General features: G+C 68.0%; 18 protein-coding genes. 9 read left to right on the top strand and 9 right to left on the bottom strand.

The annotated features are described in order from the left end of the window. Positions 1 to 149: 149 nt before the first annotated feature. Together LR393_RS30710 and LR393_RS30705 are read right to left on the bottom strand one after the other, a co-directional pair. Positions 150 to 326: a hypothetical protein gene (locus LR393_RS30710; RefSeq protein WP_231488651.1), complete on the bottom strand. Its 177-nt coding sequence runs from the start codon at positions 324 to 326 to the stop codon at positions 150 to 152. 122 nt (positions 327 to 448) lie between these two features. Next, complete coding sequence (locus tag LR393_RS30705; RefSeq protein ID WP_231488649.1) at positions 449 to 892, bottom strand: hypothetical protein; 444 nt, start codon at positions 890 to 892, stop codon at positions 449 to 451. 303 nt (positions 893 to 1,195) lie between these two features. On the opposite strand from LR393_RS30705, the gene LR393_RS30700 reads away from it, so the two are divergent. Further along, entirely contained in the window at positions 1,196 to 1,378 is a 183-nt protein-coding gene (locus LR393_RS30700) for a hypothetical protein (protein ID WP_231488647.1), read from the top strand. A gap of 27 nt (positions 1,379 to 1,405) precedes the next feature. Next, positions 1,406 to 2,842: an MFS transporter gene (locus tag LR393_RS30695; protein ID WP_231488645.1), complete on the top strand. Its 1,437-nt coding sequence runs from the start codon at positions 1,406 to 1,408 to the stop codon at positions 2,840 to 2,842. Between the two features lie 174 nt (positions 2,843 to 3,016). Here LR393_RS30695 and LR393_RS30690 read toward each other — a convergent pair whose 3' ends face one another. Both LR393_RS30690 and LR393_RS35930 read right to left on the bottom strand, forming a co-directional pair. Then, positions 3,017 to 4,261, bottom strand: a complete 1,245-nt coding sequence (locus LR393_RS30690; RefSeq protein WP_231488644.1) for an Nramp family divalent metal transporter — start codon at positions 4,259 to 4,261, stop codon at positions 3,017 to 3,019. A gap of 171 nt (positions 4,262 to 4,432) precedes the next feature. Then, positions 4,433 to 4,564, bottom strand: a complete 132-nt coding sequence (locus tag LR393_RS35930; RefSeq protein WP_269328149.1) for a hypothetical protein — start codon at positions 4,562 to 4,564, stop codon at positions 4,433 to 4,435. Between the two features lie 142 nt (positions 4,565 to 4,706). Between LR393_RS35930 and LR393_RS30685 the strand changes: the two genes are divergently transcribed. The 4 genes from LR393_RS30685 (at position 4,707) to LR393_RS30670 (ending at position 8,207) form a co-directional block, all read left to right on the top strand. Continuing rightward, a complete protein-coding gene (locus LR393_RS30685; RefSeq protein ID WP_231488642.1) occupies positions 4,707 to 5,078 on the top strand; it encodes a hypothetical protein in 372 nt (123 codons plus the stop codon). Positions 5,079 to 5,338: 260 nt separating this feature from the next. Beyond that, on the top strand, positions 5,339 to 6,145 hold the full coding sequence (locus LR393_RS30680) for a DUF1963 domain-containing protein (RefSeq protein WP_231488640.1): 807 nt from the start codon (positions 5,339 to 5,341) through the stop codon (positions 6,143 to 6,145). A 330-nt stretch (positions 6,146 to 6,475) separates the two neighbouring features. After that, positions 6,476 to 7,363: an aldo/keto reductase gene (locus LR393_RS30675; RefSeq protein WP_231488638.1), complete on the top strand. Its 888-nt coding sequence runs from the start codon at positions 6,476 to 6,478 to the stop codon at positions 7,361 to 7,363. Between the two features lie 13 nt (positions 7,364 to 7,376). Further along, on the top strand, positions 7,377 to 8,207 hold the full coding sequence (locus tag LR393_RS30670) for an oxidoreductase (protein WP_231488636.1): 831 nt from the start codon (positions 7,377 to 7,379) through the stop codon (positions 8,205 to 8,207). A gap of 50 nt (positions 8,208 to 8,257) precedes the next feature. On the opposite strand, the gene LR393_RS30665 is transcribed toward LR393_RS30670, so the two are convergent. Together LR393_RS30665 and LR393_RS30660 are read right to left on the bottom strand one after the other, a co-directional pair. After that, positions 8,258 to 8,470, bottom strand: a complete 213-nt coding sequence (locus LR393_RS30665) for an SDR family NAD(P)-dependent oxidoreductase (protein ID WP_231488634.1) — start codon at positions 8,468 to 8,470, stop codon at positions 8,258 to 8,260. A 37-nt stretch (positions 8,471 to 8,507) separates the two neighbouring features. Continuing rightward, entirely contained in the window at positions 8,508 to 9,182 is a 675-nt protein-coding gene (locus tag LR393_RS30660) for a flavodoxin (RefSeq protein WP_231488632.1), read from the bottom strand. Positions 9,183 to 9,474: 292 nt separating this feature from the next. On the opposite strand from LR393_RS30660, the gene LR393_RS30655 reads away from it, so the two are divergent. The 3 genes from LR393_RS30655 to LR393_RS30645 all read left to right on the top strand — a co-directional run bounded on the left by LR393_RS30655 (position 9,475) and on the right by LR393_RS30645 (position 11,417). Then, positions 9,475 to 10,413 carry a helix-turn-helix transcriptional regulator gene (locus LR393_RS30655; RefSeq protein ID WP_231488630.1) on the top strand — a complete coding sequence of 313 codons (939 nt, stop codon included), beginning with the start codon at positions 9,475 to 9,477 and terminating at the stop codon, positions 10,411 to 10,413. A gap of 42 nt (positions 10,414 to 10,455) precedes the next feature. Next, positions 10,456 to 10,827, top strand: a complete 372-nt coding sequence (locus tag LR393_RS30650) for a nuclear transport factor 2 family protein (RefSeq protein ID WP_231488628.1) — start codon at positions 10,456 to 10,458, stop codon at positions 10,825 to 10,827. Positions 10,828 to 11,114: 287 nt separating this feature from the next. Further along, positions 11,115 to 11,417 (top strand): hypothetical protein, encoded by a 303-nt coding sequence (locus LR393_RS30645; protein WP_231488627.1) that lies wholly within the window; start codon positions 11,115 to 11,117, stop codon positions 11,415 to 11,417. A gap of 424 nt (positions 11,418 to 11,841) precedes the next feature. Here LR393_RS30645 and LR393_RS30640 read toward each other — a convergent pair whose 3' ends face one another. From LR393_RS30640 to LR393_RS30630, 3 genes are all read right to left on the bottom strand, one after another. After that, entirely contained in the window at positions 11,842 to 12,663 is an 822-nt protein-coding gene (locus LR393_RS30640) for a hypothetical protein (protein ID WP_231488625.1), read from the bottom strand. Positions 12,664 to 12,730: 67 nt separating this feature from the next. Beyond that, positions 12,731 to 13,558, bottom strand: a complete 828-nt coding sequence (locus LR393_RS30635) for a hypothetical protein (RefSeq protein ID WP_231488624.1) — start codon at positions 13,556 to 13,558, stop codon at positions 12,731 to 12,733. A gap of 32 nt (positions 13,559 to 13,590) precedes the next feature. After that, positions 13,591 to 16,206, bottom strand: a complete 2,616-nt coding sequence (locus LR393_RS30630) for a LysM peptidoglycan-binding domain-containing protein (protein ID WP_231488623.1) — start codon at positions 16,204 to 16,206, stop codon at positions 13,591 to 13,593. Positions 16,207 to 16,615: the final 409 nt, after the last annotated feature.

Raw genomic sequence — 16,615 nt, 5'->3', positions numbered from 1 at the left:
GGCGTACAAGGACGATCTCGCACCCCAGGGGTCCGGACATCACCTCCCGGAAGCATCTGCCGTACGTCTGCTGCGGTACCGCGCCGGCGGCCACCGCCCCGGGCCTGGACTTCCGACGGCGCCGAGACCCGCGTGGTCCCAGCCGGGGATCACGCTCCCAGCATCAGGGAACCACCGGTCACCGGGAGCAGCTGACCGGTCATGAAGCGGGAGCCCGTTCCGGCCAGGAACACCAGGACGGGCCCCAGGTCCTGGGCCGGGTCGCCGAGGAGGTCAGCACCGAGCGAACCGGTGACCGGCCGGGTCCGGGACAGCTGGGCGATCATGGCGGCGACGTCCGGTCAGGACCTCCCGAGACGGGACGGTAGCCCAGGATCAGGCTGCCGGTCAGGGACACGAGCCGGCCGGCGAACCACAGCAGGGGTGCGAGCGACGCTGCCCTTGGCCGTCACAACTGCGCGAACGAAATGATCCGGGCCTCCAGCATGACCGCGGCGGCGTCGCCCGGGCAGGATTTCGCCAGGGCATCCATCTCCAGCCTGTCGCTCTCGTCGACCTGTGCGGTCCCGGCCGATGCGTAGAGGTCGGAGATGTCGTCGACCAGGGTCCGGCGCACCGTCACCGTGCTCATCCCGTCGACCTTCGTGGCCTCATCCTCGAGAAAGGCACAGAACGAGGCACTGGTGACCGGGGCCTCGTCACCGGCGTCCCGGGTACCGGGGGTGCTGTCCGGAGCCGTACCCGGCCCGGCCGTCTCGGTGCCGGAAAGACCCGAGGTGTAGCCGATGCCGTCCGTGGCGTCGTCGCACCCGGACAGTACGACGACTGCTGCCAGGACCGCGCAGATGCCCAGGGCACGAGGGGTGCGTGAACCAAGTTCGAGGCGCTTCATCAGGACTCCAGATCGATATGTCGAGGCGACAGCAGCGTGGTCGGACCGCGGTGCACATGAGCCTGCGGTGACCTGTATGCCTCGACGAGCCTGGCCACCCGGGCACCGTAAATCGTCGGTCGGTGGCTGTACCGCGCCTACCGCGATCACGGTAGGCGTTGGGGCGGGCGCCGTCCCAACGACCGGGCCTCCCACGAAAGCGGTACCCCGACCGCACCGGTGGGCTGACGACCGGGCCGGCCCCGGCTCCGACACTCGTGTCATGCCGATCCCGGCCACCGTCCACCAAGGAGACACCCCGTCATGAAGCGCTTCCTGCCCAGTCGTGCCGTCCTGTGGTTCCTCTTCCTCTTCAACCTGGGGGTCGCGGTCGTGGCGCCGCTCGCGCTGGACGGCGCCCAGGCCGTCATGACCGCGGCCGGCATGGGAGTGGTCGCCCTCGGTGCCGGGGTCGCCCTGCTGCGTGACACACCCGAATCCGCCTGAATCTGAACCTAATGGAGGGAGAAACCCGTGCCCGCAACTGTTCCCGCGGCCGACACCCCAGTAGCGAAGACCGACCAGCCCATCGGGCTGTGGCTCTTCTTCGTCGGCACAGCTGCTCTGGTCGTGTCGCTCTCGCAGTCGATCCTCATCCCGGTCCTCGGTGAACTGCCGCAGAAACTCGACACATCGGTGTCGAACGTGCAGTGGCTTCTCACCTCGACACTTCTGGTCGCTGCGGTCGCCGTCCCGCTGATGGGTCGTCTGGGAGACATGTTCGGCAAGCGCCGCCTTCTGCTGGTGAGTGTCGGCTCCCTTGTCGCCGGATCACTCCTCACCGCTTTGACCAGCAACATCACGCTGCTGATCGTCGGTCGCGCCATCCAGGGTCTGTCCGCCGCGGCCATCCCTCTGGGGGTGAGCCTGCTGAGCGCACTCGTCCCGCGGGAGAAGGCGGGCACGGCCATCGCCACCGTCAGCGCGATGCTCGGGGTCGGCGGTGCCCTCGGCCTGCCCCTCGCCGCTCTGATCGCCGAGCATGCCGATTTCCACGTCCTGTTCTGGATCACCGCCGCGGCCGGTCTTCTCGCCCTGGCCGGTATCTGGGCCCTGGTCCCGGAGGACGCCTCCCGCACCGGCGGGCGGATCGACTTCGTGGGCACGGTTCTTCTGGGAGGCGCGCTGGTGTCGCTGCTCTTCCCCCTGTCGCAGGCCACCAAGTGGGGCTGGGGCTCGGTCGAGGTCGTCGGTCTGCTGGGGCTGTCCGCCGCGCTGTTCGTGGTCTTCGCGGTCGCTCAGACCAGGATCGCCCAGCCGCTGGTCGATCTGGCGACGTTGCGGCGCCGTCCGATCCTGCTGACGAACATCGCCTCGATCTTTTTCGGGTTCGCCCTGTTCGCCTCACTGATCGGTACGGCTTCCTACGTCCAGGCCCCGGCGGCCACCGGTTACGGCTTCGGGTCGTCGGTGCTGACCGGCGGGCTGGCCATGCTCCCGAGCGGCCTGGCGATGCTGATCCTGGCGCCGGTCTCGGCGAAGGTGGCCCAGCGGATCGGAGCCCCCCGCACCCTGGCCATCGGTGCGGTCATCGTGGCGGTCGGCTGGGCCGCGCGGATCGTGGCCACGGACTCGCTGTGGCAGGTCATCGTCGGTACGACCGTCGTCGGCGCCGGCACAGGGATCGGCTACGCAGCCATGCCTGCCATCATCAACGCCCACACCGCCACGAACGAACTGGCGGCGGCCAACGGCCTCAACACCCTGGTGCGCTCGGTCGGCAGTTCCCTGGCCAGCGCGGTCGGCGGGGCGATCATGGCCGCCAGCACGATCGCCCTCGGCGGCGCGGAGATCCCGAGCCTCGACGCCTACCGGCAGTTGTTCGCCATCTGCGCCGTCGCCTCGGTCCTGGCCGCAGCCATCGCGCTGGCCATCCCCAACATCCCGGCCGCGAAGCAGCCGGGCCACTGACTGGTATCCCGGCCGTCCTGCCCGGATCACGGACACGCGGCCGGGACCCGACGTGGCCCGGTCCCAGCACCGTCCCCGTGCCGTACCGTGTCTGGATCGGCGCACAGACCTTGACTCACCGGAGCCACGGATCCTCCTAGGAATGCGATCTCGTCCTGCGCGGGAGCACCGGTGTCAGCCGATCAGTAGGCTGCCGGTGAGAAACACGTTCAGCCCGATGACGAGGCCGAGCACCGTTCCGATGGCACCGACCGTCAACGATGTGTTCGCCGCCGACCCCATCACCGTGCTGCTGCTGGTGAGCCAGAGCAGCGGCGCGAGGGCCAGCGGAATGCCGAAGGACAGCGCCACCTGGCTCAGGACGAGCGCGGCCGTCGGGTCGACCCCGGCGGCCAGGACAGCCAGGGCCGGAACGGCAGACACGCAGCGTAACAACCATGCAGACACATGACGGCGCAGGAAGCCCGCCATGATGGCCTGGCCGCTATAGACGCCTACACAGGTGGAGGCGAGGCTCGAGGCCAGCAGGGCGAGCGCGAAGGCCCAGCCGGCGGCGGCCCCCATCACGGAGGCGAACCCTGCGTGCGCGTCGGCCAGCGAACCGGCCTGCTGCGCTCCGAGCGTGGTGGCGGCGAGCATGATGCAGACGTTGATGGAGGCCGCGACCAGCATGGCGGCCGAGATCTCGCGGCGGGAACGGCGCAGAAGCTCCGGCACCGCGCGGCCCGACACCGCGAGCTCGGTCTTGGTCATGTCCGAGTGCAGGTAGACCACGTGCGGCATCACCGTCGCCCCGACCACACCCGCGGCCAGGTAGGCGCTGTCGATCCCCTGCAGCCGGGGTATCAGGCCGGAGGCCAACTCCCCCGCGCCCAGGTCCGCGTGAAGGACCTGGTATCCGAACGCCGCGGCCACCGTTGCCAGGCCTGCGTACACCACTGGGCGGAAGAGGCTGTAGCCGTTGACCTTCAGGCCGAGAACGGCCAGAGACGTCAGGACCATGGCCGTAGCCCCGGCGAGCATCGGAACACCGAACAGCAGGTGCAGGGCGATCGCGCCGCCGACCACCTCGGCCAGGTCGGTCATGATGACGACCAGTTCGGCCTGTAACCACATCCCGACCCGCGCCCAGGACGGCATCCTCTCGCGGCAGTGTTCGGGCAGGCTGCGCCCGGTGACCAGTCCCAGCTTGGACGCCAGGTACTGCACGAGCAGGCCGACGGCGCTCGCCGCGACGACGACCCAGACCAGCATGGGCCCGAACCGGGCGCCTGCGGTCACGTTCGTGGCGAAGTTTCCCGGGTCGATGTAGGCCACGGCGGCGATCAGGGCAGATCCCATGGTCGTGCCGACCGCGCGTCGGCTGATGGGCGCGGCCTGTACGGTCCTGGCCATGTCGGGCGCGGGTGATGAGCTCATGTGGGCCTCGATCCGTACGCTGCGGCAGCGCTACTGGCTGCCCAGGATCGCCCCGCCACCTGCGGCGTTCCGGTGCCCGTCCCGTTGGCCGGGACGGGCACCGGGCAGCTGGACGTTCGGGGTTCGTGCCACGGAAGTCCTCGGCGTCTCGTCGATCACCCGAACCATGACCTACTCCGCGTCGAAAATCCGCCGGATGCCGCGCAGGATGAGGCCGAGCAGATACTCGTGGCGGCTCTCGTCGGCGATGATGGAGTGCACCATGTCGTGGTCGGCGGCCCTGACGATCGACGCTACCGCCATGGGCAATGGGAAACTCCTGGTGTGGGGGCTGTGACGCCAGCACGATCGTCCGTACACGCCGTCGGTCGGGCTGACCGGCCCAGGACACGTTCCGCAGCGGCGGGTTCCGTGCGAGGAAGTCACCCACGATCCAGGAGACGACATGCATCGGTTGACGAAGAAGTTCGCCACGGCCCTGATGGTGGCCGGTTCCGCGGTGTCGCTGAGCATCGCGACGTCGGCGACGGCTCAGGCCGCCACTTCTCACGGTTGCCCTTCGGGATACGTCTGTCTGTACCCGCAGAGCGCCGGCTGGAACAACGATGTGCCGTCGTACAAGTGGTACACCTACGGCGGGCACAATCTCACGAACCAGTACGGCACCCACCGCCTTTTCAACAATCAGACCGGCGGGGCTGTCGTCCGTAACTGCTACGGCACCAACGGCACGAACTGCGCTGGTATTCAGAGGGCCGGGACCTACTACGACTACGACTACACGCCTTACAATTCTGTCAAACTCTCGGCCAGCTGATCGCCCCTGAACGATACGGGGCCGGTGACCCGGACCGGGCCACCGGCCCTGGCTTCGAAGACCCATGTCCAGAAGGCCAGTTCACTCCTGCAGCCAGAAGGCCAAGAGCTCTTCCCCCTTCCTGACTGACGAACCAGCAGTCGATCTCGGCAACGAAACCTGCATCCTCGTCCTCAATCTCCTCGGATGGCCCACCCCGACGGTTGCCGCGGCCACGTGTGAGCGCCCTCGCCCCGTACCTCTTTTGGTTGAATACCGGTATGGATGAGCTGGAAGCGTTCCGGGCGGATGCCCGGCAGCAGGGCGCGAGTACCACCCAGGTGGACGCATGGCTGGCCGGGACCCGGTTCTGCTGGCAACTGGACGTCACGGGCGAGGGTCCGCCCGCCGCTCAGATCGATGGCTGGCCGACGCTGCCCACCGATGTGTCGTGGCCCGTGGACCCGCAAGGCCAGCCGCTGGGTTTCCTGGCCGCCATCCATTGCGCCCTGCTGCCTCGGCCGGCCGCCTCGGACCTCGCCCTCCCCCAGCAGGGCCATCTCCTGTTCTTCCAGAGTCACGACGAGCCCTGGGACACCGACGGGCCGGGACTGCCGGAACAGGTGCTCCACGTTCCCGCCCTCGGGCCGGAGCAGAGCCACCTTCCGCACTATGAACGGGTCGACCTCTATCCGTCGGTCCGGTTCAGCCGCGACACCACCCCGGATCCCAGCACGACCCGGCACTTCGACCAGCTGACGGAACTGGCCCGCACCTACTGGCCGGAGGTCGATCAGCCCGGCCGCGACCGGATGCGCATCGGCGGATACGGGGACGTCGCCCACAACAGCCCGGAACAGACCGTGATGTACGAGCTCGGTACCCAGGGGCTACTTCCCTCTGTGGACAGCTGGGAAGACTTCCACCGGGCCCATGCCCAGGTGCAGCGGGAATGGCTCCCCTTGGCTCAGTTCGGGCTGCTGGACGACGACTACCCCGACACCAACGCCCGGTTCATGATCCGGCGGACCGACCTGGGACAGGGCCGCTTCGACCGGGTGATCTCCGACGCGGAGTTCGGCGGCTGACGTCCGATCAGCAGGCAGCGAGGGCGCCCACGGGTGTCCATAGGTGCAAAAAAGGGCACTCTACGTGTCCGGCGTGTGACTTTTCGGTGTCGGACTGCATAGGATCGAAGGGTCGCGGCCGATCGTGGGTCTGTCAGGGAGTCCCGTCGGCCGCGGCCCGAACGCACCGTAAGACAGCATTTTTGGGGGGCGCCGCGGACAAGGGGGTAATGACAGGCACCCCTTAAGAGCCTTATCCGGCAGGTATTTACGGGATGGCCGTCATAACCTCGCGAAGGTAGCCGATTCACGTGGCTACGCCAGCGTTCCCGCCACCGGAGGTTTTCGCTCATGTCGCCCGTTACCCACCTGAACCTGAACAGCGGTGTCCAGATCCCCGCAATCGGGTTCGGAGTCTTCCAGACCCCGCCCGAGGAGACCCGCTCGTCCGTCGCATCGGCCCTGCAGGCCGGCTACCGGCACATCGACACGGCCGCGGCCTACGGCAACGAGCGTCAGGTCGGCGAGGCGATCGGGCAGTCCGGTCTCGACCGGTCCGAGGTCTTCATCGAGACCAAGATCTGGATCAGCGACTACGGCTACGAGCAGACGCTGCACGGGTTCGGCAAGAGCGTGGGCAAGCTCGGCCTGGAGCAGATCGACCTGCTGATCCTGCACCAGGCCCTGCCCTCGGACTTCACCAAGACCCTGGACGCCTACCGCGCGCTGGAGACGCTGCTCGCCGACGGCCGGGTCCGCGCCATCGGCGTCAGCAACTTCATGGTGCAGCACCTGACCACCCTGCTCGAGCACGCGAGCGTCGTGCCGGCGGTCAACCAGATCGAGGTCCACCCCTACTTCACCCAGCCGCAGGTCCAGGCGTTCAACGCCCAGCACGGCATCCTGACCCAGGCCTGGTCCCCGATCGGCGGCATCACCTTCTACCGCGACGGCGAGCACACCAGTACCCTGCAGGACCCGCTGATCGGCGAGATCGCCCAGGCCCACGGCAAGACCCCGGCCCAGGTCATGCTGCGCTGGCACGTGCAGCAGGGACGTTCCGCGATCCCGAAGTCGACCCGTCCCGAGCGCATCGCCGAGAACCTCGACGTCTTCGACTTCGATCTCACCGACGACCAGCTCGCCTCGATCGACAAGCTCGACACCGGCCGTCGCGGGGGCCCGGAACCGGACGTCATCACACTGGAGACCTTCGGCCGCGAGATCCCCGAGTCCTGAAGGAAGGAAATCCATGACCACCTGGCTGATCACCGGCTGCTCGACCGGCCTGGGACGCGCATTCGCCGAAGCGGTGCTGGCCCGCGGCCACCACGCGGTCGTCACCGCCCGAGATGTCACCACGGTGCAGGACCTGGCGGATCGCTACCCAGACGCCGCCCTGGCTCTTCCCCTCGATGTGACCGATCAGCAGCAGGTTTCGGCTGCGGTTACGGCCGGGGTGGAACGTTTCGGCGGCATCGACGTGCTGGTGAACAACGCCGGATACGGCTACCGGGCGGCCGTCGAGGAAGGTGAGGACGAAGCTGTCCGGCAGCTTTTCGAGACTCATGTCTTCGGGGCGGCCCGAACCGTCAAGGCCGTCCTGCCGGGTATGCGCGCCCGCCGTTCGGGAACAATCGTGAATATTTCGTCGATCGGTGCGCGCATCTCGCCGGAGGGTTCCGGCTATTACGCAGCCGTCAAGGCCGCGGTCGAGGCACTGACCCTGTCCTTGCGTAAAGAGGTTGCGCCTCTGGGGATCACCGCCATGGTCGTCGAACCTGGTGGTTTCCGGACCGACTTCGCAGGCCGCTCGCTCACCCAGGCAGACGTGGCGATCGCGGATTACGCCCAGACTGCCGGCCGGCGCCGCAAGGAACACGACACTGTCCACGGCACGCAGAAGGGCGACCCGGCCAGGGCCGCCGCCGCCCTGATCGATGCGGTGGAGTCCTCGCGGCCGCCGTACATGCTGCTGCTCGGCAACGACGCCTCCGACGCGTTCCGGGCCGCCCTCGACGACCTGCGTACCGAGGTGGATTCCTGGGAAACGGTCAGCCGGAGCACAGACTTCGACGCATGAACCTCCCGGTTCCGGTCCCCCGCGCCGGCGGGCCGGAACCGGATGGCTGCTCAGCCGAGCTGGTCGGCGGGACGCTGGAGCACCTCGTTGATCACCAGATGACGGGGACGGGCCAGGATGAAAGCAGTGAGCTCGGCCACTTCCGCGGGGCTGCCCCTGGCCACGTCCTGGTAGCCCTCGGCGATCAGGGCTCGGGCGGTGGCCGCGCCGATCCCGCAGGAGGCTCCGGTGATGACCGCGACGCCAGCGTTCGTGGCACTCATGATGTTTCCTTGCGCGGTTGTCATGGCTTGTCGGCCATCAGTTGAGTCCAGCTGCGGTGAGCCAGGCTTCGAGTTCCTCGGCTGCGTCGGACACGGTCTCGCCGCGCACGGCCAGGCCCTGGCCCACTCGCGTGTCCGGCAGCGCCTCGCGGTAGTCGGCGTCGACACCGCTCATCCCGCTCACCGCGTAGGTGACGAACGGCAGGACGGTCTTGCCGGCCAGGCCGGCGTTCTCGATGAAGGTCCGCATGATCATGGGTGCCTGGGTGCCCCACACCGGACTGCCGATCAGTACCGTGTCGTAGGTGTTGAGGTCCGGGAGCGGTTCGGCGATCTTCGGCCGGGCGTCGTCCTCCTGCTCTTGTGAATTGCGCTGCACCGTGGGTTCGTACGCTTCGGGGTAGGAGTCAGCCGCCTCGATCCGGTAGACGTCGCACTTGATGCGTTCGGTGATCATGTCGGCCAGAACCTCGGTGTTCCCCACCTCCAGAACCCTTCTGCCTCCGTTGAAGTAGTTCTCGCCGGCCCGGGAGAAGTACACGAGCAGGACGCCGGCGCCGGGCACCGACGGGGCCGGATCGGTGCTGGCTCGCGTCGCTTCGGGGGTGGTTGACACCGGCTCGTCGCTGGAGCAGCCGGTCATGGTGGCGGTGAGCGCCGCGCCGATGAGGCCGTTCTGTAGCAGGAGTCTTCGGGAGATGAAGGATGTCATGCACGCTCTCCTTGGGGTGGTCGGGAAGATATGCCCTTGCTGAGGGCTGCGGCGATGACCGCCACCCCCAGGGAGCCGCCGACCTGGCGGGCCGTGTTGAGCACCCGCGCCGGTGGTTCCTGCCTGCGCGGTCGGGACCGCATCCAGGGTCAGGGAGGTCAGTGGGGGCACGGTCATCGCGCCGTCGCGCCGGTACCAAGGAACCCCGGTTCGGCGGCGCCTACCAGTGACGCCGTTACCCGGTAATGCCAGACCCTCCCTGGCCCTTCGGCCGGCCTCTACCGTCGATGGCATGGACAACCAGGGCGAGGTCCGCACCTTCCTCACCACCCGCCGCGACCGGCTGACTCCCGACCAGGCGGGGGTGGCGATGCACAACGGTCGACGACGCGTCAAAGGCTTGCGTCGTGAGGAGGTCGCGATGCTGGCGGGGATGAGCACCGACTACTACACCCGTCTGGAGCGGGGGAACCTCTCCGGTGCCTCACAGTCCGTCCTCGATGCGCTGGCCCGGGCCCTGCAACTGGACGAGTCGGAACGGATCCACCTTTTCGACCTGGCTGCGGTCGCCAACGGCGCCGGGCGCACCGTCGGTGCCTCTGCCCCGTCGCGATCGCCCCGCCCGGCCGGGCAGCCCCGCGTGCGGGAAGGCATCAAGCGCATCATCGACAGCATGTCCGCCCCGGCCTACGTCCGGAACACCCGCGGGGACATCCTGTACGCCAACGCGCTGTGCCGGGCGCTGTTCAGCCCGGCCTACTCCGATGACGCCGACGGGTTCAACATGGCCCGCTTCCTGTTCCTGGACCCTCGCTCACGCGACTTCTACATCCGCTGGGAGAAGGTGGCGCGGGATCTGGTGGCTGCCCTGCGGGTCGAGGCCGGAAAGAACCCCTACGACCGCGCCCTCACCGACTTGGTCGGCGAACTCTCCACCCGCAGTGAGGAATTCCGTACCTGGTGGGCCGCCCACCACGTCAAGCTGCACACCCGCTCGACCAAGAAGATGCACCACCCGGCCGTCGGCGAGATCGAGCTCACCGGCGAGGCGCTCACCCTCCCCGGCGACCCCGGCCTGGTCATCATCACCTACACGGTGGAACCGAACAGCGCCTCCAAGCAGGCGCTCTCCTTCCTGGCCAGCTGGACGGGGCAGCCGCACGCAGCGGAAACCAGCGCCCCGGATCCGGCGAACTCACAGACCTCGGAGTTCGGGAACCCCGCGCAGTAGGGGTGGATCCGATCCGATGGATGGGCGTGGCAGGGTGAGGTCATGACACCGGACATCCGCGCACTGCACCAGGACTTCGTCGAGGCAGAGCTACGGGCCGATACCACCCGACTGGACGACCTGCTGGCCGTGGACTTCGCGTCCATCGGCGAGCGCGGGTATGTGCTGGACAAGCGGCAGTGGATCGGTAAGTTCTCCGATCTGTCGTACACGGTGCTGGAGGTCTCTGACGTGGACGTGCGCCGCTACGGGTCGACGGCGATCCTGCGGGGTGTCCAGCGCAGTTCGTCGGTCTGGGGTGGGACTTCGATGACGCTGGTCACCCGGGTGGGCGCGGTGTGGGTGGAGGTGCCCGGGGTGGGCTGGCGGCTGGTTGCGCTGCAGTTCAGCTCGCTGGACCCCGCGCTGCTCTGATGTGTCTCGCGAGCCGGCGACACACACCACCTCCGAAGGTTGCGCAGTGCAAGGCCAGGTTGCTCGTCGCGGACCGGATCCGCAACGGGCTTCTCCTTGGCGAAGGACGGGTCCGGGGCACCATCGGCGAGGTCGGTCGCAGACTGGCCCGATTACCGCCTTTCCCGTCGATTTTGATCAGCTATCTCGGCGCGATCGACTTGCTCACCGCACAGAGCCTCTTCGAACCTCTCGCTTCGAGGTGTCGGGACCGGAAGACTGGCCGGTAGGCAACTACGGTGCCTGGCATGGACGTGGATGTGACTGGCTTGACCTGGTGGACCGATCTGGCCGAGGACCAGCGCGAGAAGTACGCGCGGTACGGCATTGACGCCTCTGATGCAGAGGAACTACCGCCTGCCTGTGTGGCTTTCGTCGAGACCGCGCAAGCCTGGGTGAGGGCCAGCCTCGAGGATCGCGCCGGCTTGCTCGGCTCCCTGGCTCACCTGGAGAAGGAATCGGTTGCTTTCGGGATACCGGAGGATCCGAAGGAGCAGTTCCATCTGTGGATATACCAGAGCGTCAAGGGTTGGATGCTGCGACCGCTCTGACTCACGCTCATCCTTGGCGCCGACCGGACACAGAATGGCTCGCCCCTCGTGACAGAGGTCAAGAACTGGGGCGTTGAGGACGTCCTCATGCTCGTCTGTGACGGGTTGAAGGGCCGACCGGCCTCGGGCCGCAACGTGTGGCCGAAGACGATCGTCCCGAGCCACGTCGTCTACTTGCTGAGTGAAACCTTTCGATAGGCACCGCGTCAGGTCTGGGACAAGCCCGCCAAGGATCTTGGACCCATCTCCACGGCCGCGGCCGAGCTGGGCTGTGTTCCAGCCTTGATCAGACAGTCCCATCGTGGAGACCGTTTTGCCTATGGGGCCCGAGCGCCTCCGTATTGCCGCCGGCCACCTTCGACGCGGACGGTGAGGCCAGTCGGCTCGTTGTCCTGGCGAACCATTGCCTCGTCTTGATGAGGTGTCATTGGGCGTCGGCACGGGCCACATAGCGATGGGGTTTGCACACCGGGCAGGGCACCGGCATCCCCGTTTCGACGTCGTCGGGCAGCCACCCGGAACGGCAGTTCGCGCAGCCGAGCACGGGCTTGAGGCCCGGCTTGCGGGCGCGTTCGGCCGCTTCGGCCAGCCACCCTTTCAGAGCTGCGGCGGGGTTGCGCAGGTCGGTATCGACGTTGTGCATCAGGAAGCTGCGCAGCTCGGTCTCGAGGTCACCGGCGCCGACGGTCATCTCCCAAGCCGCCATCAGTTCGTTCACCGTCGTCTCGTCGAGGGGCGCCCCACCAAACAGACGACGACAGACCAAAGTCAGTAGTTGAGGGTTGAGGTAAGGGACAGGGGGTTCAACGGTCGGCGAAGCAGGTGCTTCAGGTTTGCTGGGGCTGCGTTCGCGACGACTGGCTCCGGATGCCTTCCCACCAGCGCGTCCGGCTGCCACTTTGCGCTCTCGTTCGCGCAGGATCTGGCGGCGGCTGCGTTGCCAGTCGAACCAGTCGTGGAAGGTCAGGCCGCCCTTGTCCGGGATGCCGGGGCAGTGACTGGCACCGTGGCGGCATACGGAGTCGCTGTCGTGCCACAGTCCCGCCGCAACCAGCGCGCGGATGTGGAGGGTCCGGCCGCCCTTCTCGGTCACCAGGCTGGTGCGCAGGCGCCCGTCGGTCAGCTGCTGTGAGACCCAGATGCCTGACACCGTCCACAAGCCGACTGCGTTCAGGCGGTGGCTTCGCTGGATGGCGACAGTTTTGGGATGTTCGGGAAACCCGTCGTCAATGCTGAACCAGACCATGGCAGCGTCTTTCGTGAGATGTGGGTAGCGTGATCGCTCGATCGCCGAGATGTCGGCAGCGTTGCCTTTAGGCGGCGGGGGCGTTGATCTGCTCCGGTCGTCGAGAGGAGGGCCCGTCGCGGTGACCGGTGTCGTGCGCTGAGACGCCTCGCAGTTCCCGTTTGATCGTTGATTCGCTCACCCCGAGGATCGCCGGTCCCCGGGAACGAATCGTCTTCTCGTCGTGGCCCTGGGACAGCCACCGCAAGATGGTGTGAGTGCGGTCCTGGTCGCTGGGTTCGACTCTCAGCGGTTCCGGCCCGTGGTCGCCGGCGGTCCGACGGGATCGGTCTCTGGCCGGAAGTGCTGGACGACCGTCCGTGGGGGCACCGCGGTTGGCCTGTCGGCGCTGTCCGGTGGTGGCCTTTCGCTCCGCTGGTCGCTGGTGGGCATTGGCCGTGCGGCTGCGGCGGCTGGCGCGCTGCCAGCCGCGGGTCTCGGCGATCGCGGCGACGGACAGGAAGGAGATCGGGGGTGCGACGGCGAAGGCCTCGGCCCACGGCAGTTGCGCGGCCCAGCTGTGGGGGTCGGCAGCGGCCAGGTTGGCCAGGATGATGAAGGCCACGGTCAGGAGCAGGACCAGGGCCGGGATGATCCGGCGCCAGTCGGTGCGCCGGCGCATCTCCCAGGCGGCATAGGCGGCCATGACTTCCAGGCTCCCGGCGACGGTCCAGACCATCCAGCCCCGTACGCCCACGTCGGGGTAGGAGCCCACGTGCAGGACGTGGGTGGCTGATCCGGCCAGGTTGATGAGGCCCAGGCCGGCCAGGACGACGGCGGCGCCGGTGCGGTCCGGATCGGCGCGCATCCAGGCGATGATGGCGGGTAGTGACTGTTGCTGCTCAGTTTTGGGCATGGAGATCCTCATGCTGGACGCGTGCGGCGGGGTTAGGCGGTGATCTGGGCGCGGATGCTGCTGACCCGCTCGTGGATGGCGCGATCCGTGGTGTCGAGCTGGGCGGCCTCATGCAGAAGGGCGGCGGCCTCGTCGGGATCCTCGTCGTGGACGATCTCGGCCAGAGCGATGCGGACCTTGGCGCCTGCTCGCAGCAGGCGACGTCGATGAGGTTGCAGCCAGGGGTAGTCGAGGCTGGATCGGTCGGCGAGACGGCCGGTGTGCAGCGCGAGCCCCTGCCGCAGAGCGGTTTCGCGAGTGCTGGGGGTGTTGGCGTTCTGGATGGTGGTGAGGGCTTGTTCGAAGGCGTGGGTGTCGACGTCGATGAAGGGGGCGAGCTTGTAGTGGCTTCCGGTGTTGATGACGGCGTTGATGTCGAGGTTTTCGGGGTTTCCGGTTGCGGTGCGGATGGTGCGGCGGAGGTTGGCGACTTCGGTGGAGAGGCGTTTGACGGCTTTGCTCATGGTGATGTCGGGCCAGATGAGTTCGCGCAGGGCGTTGAGTTGGGCGCCGTCGGGGTGCAGGGCGAGGTAGAGCAGGACCTGGAGGGCGTTGCGGCGTAGTCCGTGGACGCGGTTGCCGTTGAGGTCCCAGACGGCGGGGTCGGCGAAGAGAGTGACGCGTACGCGCAGCGCGGGGTTCGGTTTCTGAGGGGTGTCGGTGGTGAATGTTGTTGCGGTGGAGTTGATCTTTTCGGAATTGGCTGCTGGGTGGACGTGACGGTGTCCGGCGTTGGGCTCGATGTCGTGGTCGTTGACGAGTGGGTCGGCTGGTCGAGGGTCGGCCCAGGGATCCGTGGGTGCGTGGCGACCGGGTGAGGCTGGTGTGGTGGTGGGCGGGGCCGTGTGTCGTCCCCTGCTGGTAGTCGCCACGGCTGGTGCTGACGTGGCGAGCGCAGGCTGGGTATCGGGCGGCCGGAAGTTTTCGCGCGTGGACGGCACCGGATCGGGCCGGTGTTCAGGCCGGAGAGCCACAGCGGATGGGTGGGGCTGGGCGGTCCGCTCTGGGCGGTGCCGGTTTGTCCGGGCTGGCGTCGAGGGGCGTTCGGGCGCAGTGAGTTCTGCCGGTGCAGTTGGCCCTTGGTGACAGGCGGTGGTTCGTTCGTTGATGTCTTGTGCGGTTCGATGGATGAGGGCACGTGCGCGGTCGACGGCGGCGTCGGTGTGCTCGAACGGGCCCTTCTGCGGAGAGCTCAGGCCGTCCTGGAGCGCCGCTTCGGACAGTTGCGGTTGCTCGTGCGGGAGGAGGTCTTCTCCGGCGTCGTGCGCGGCTGGTTGCGCGTGCATCGCGGTGTCGGAGTGGCGTGATCGTCGTCGGGATCGGCGCCGTAGGTGCAGGGCCACCAGAGCGATGAGCGCGGACAGAGCAGAGGGGACGATCCACGCTGGGTTGTCCTGCCCCGGGCTGGTGGTGTGGTTGTCCGGGGCCGAGGTCTCCCCCGTCGGACCGGGTCGTGCGTTCTGGGGCTGCAGGGTGCTCGTGGGTCCGGTCGGTGCCGTCGCGCTGGGCGTTGGGGACGAATCCTTGGGGGTGGGCGGGCGGCGGGGCGCTGTCGTGGGTGTGCCGCGGTCGGGATCTGCGGAGGTCGGCTCGGGCGGGCCTTGTCTCTTGCCGCGGAGCGAGTGCGTCGAGCCGTGGGCGTGCCGGGTGGTTCCACGGTCGTGCGCGCCGGCAGGCAGAGTGAGGGTGTCGCCGGTCTCGATGTGGTCGGGATCGGTGACGGTGGCGTGGTTGGCCCGTTGGATGGGCTGGTAGTCCAGGTCTCCCAGGAATCGGGCGGAGATGTCGCCGAGCCGGTCGCCGGCGACAACGGTGTACCTCAGCGTGGCTTCGTCGTTCTCGCCGGCGGAGGCATCGGCTGCGGGCACGGGCGAGCTGGTGGGGACCAGGACCGTCCAGCCGGGGATCAGCATGTTCGGGGAGTGCATGACGGTGCCGTCTGCCTGCTGACGTCCGGCGTTGAGGGTCCAGATCTCCCGCCACCGGGTGCCGTCGCCGAGGTACTCCTCTGCCAGCCCCCACAACGTGGAGGTCGGGCCGGAGGGCTGAACCCGTACTTCGCGGTGCCCGCCCTTGCCTTGCACCGAGGAGAGGGGTGGGGCTTTGGTGACGGCGGCCGCTATGCGTTCCGGCTCCGCCAGCACGGTCGTACGTCCGTGGTCGGCAATGCTCTTGGAGTCGGTGGCCGTGGCGTGCGTCGACGGGAGGTGGGTCGACGCAGATGCAGGCACGGCCAGGAAAGCCAGCAGGAGACCACCGATCAGGCCTCCGGCGCGACTGGGCAGCATCGTCCTCTGGTGGGCAGTCTGCGCAAGCGATGGTGTAAGGCTGCCCTGCTGTCGGCGGATCCGGCGCACAGCACCGATGGCTTGAACGGCCCGTCCCAGAAGGCGGATCCAGCAGCACCATCCCGCCAGCACCATCAGGTGAAGCAGCGCTGAGGTGACCTCCGCGGTGTACGCAGCCTGAAGACACCGCTGGACGGTCTCCCACGGCGCTCCGGCTGCGAGGTAGAGGACTACGGGTGGCCCCAGCAGCAGCACCACCAGCGCAACAGCGGCGGCAGCGGCCAGAACCAATGCTCGAAGACGTTGCGGCGCGCGCATCATTCCGGGCCCCCGGTAGCCGACGCTTCACAGGGCATCGACCGGGTGCCGGGCAACCGGAAAAATGGCACCTCGAGCGGGCCGTGCACCTCGCTGATCAGTCTCGGCCGGCTGCGGTCGCGACGGCCGGTGACGTGCTGGTGGCTGCCATGCCCTCCGTTGTCGTGGGGGTGAGGATGGTGACCTCGCATCGGGGCTCCTTGCACTCTGCGCGCCGTTCGTGCGCCCATCCCACGCCCGCGCCCGTCCACGATTCGTTCCAAGCGCTCGTCCGCAGTTCATTCCACGCGCTCGTCCGCGGTTCATTCCACTCCGGGACCTCTCGGGACGCCGACCTCCTGCTCGTCTCGCCGAGCGGACGCTGTGGGTCCAGGACCGCGGTCTGATCCTGTCCGGCTGGAGCACCTGCGGC

It is taken from the genome of Kineosporia mesophila (assembly GCF_021129235.1).
Taxonomy (GTDB): domain Bacteria; phylum Actinomycetota; class Actinomycetes; order Actinomycetales; family Kineosporiaceae; genus Kineosporia; species Kineosporia mesophila.
The sequence above is the reverse complement of the archived record's forward strand: the minus strand, read 5'-3'. Positions and strand labels throughout refer to the sequence as shown.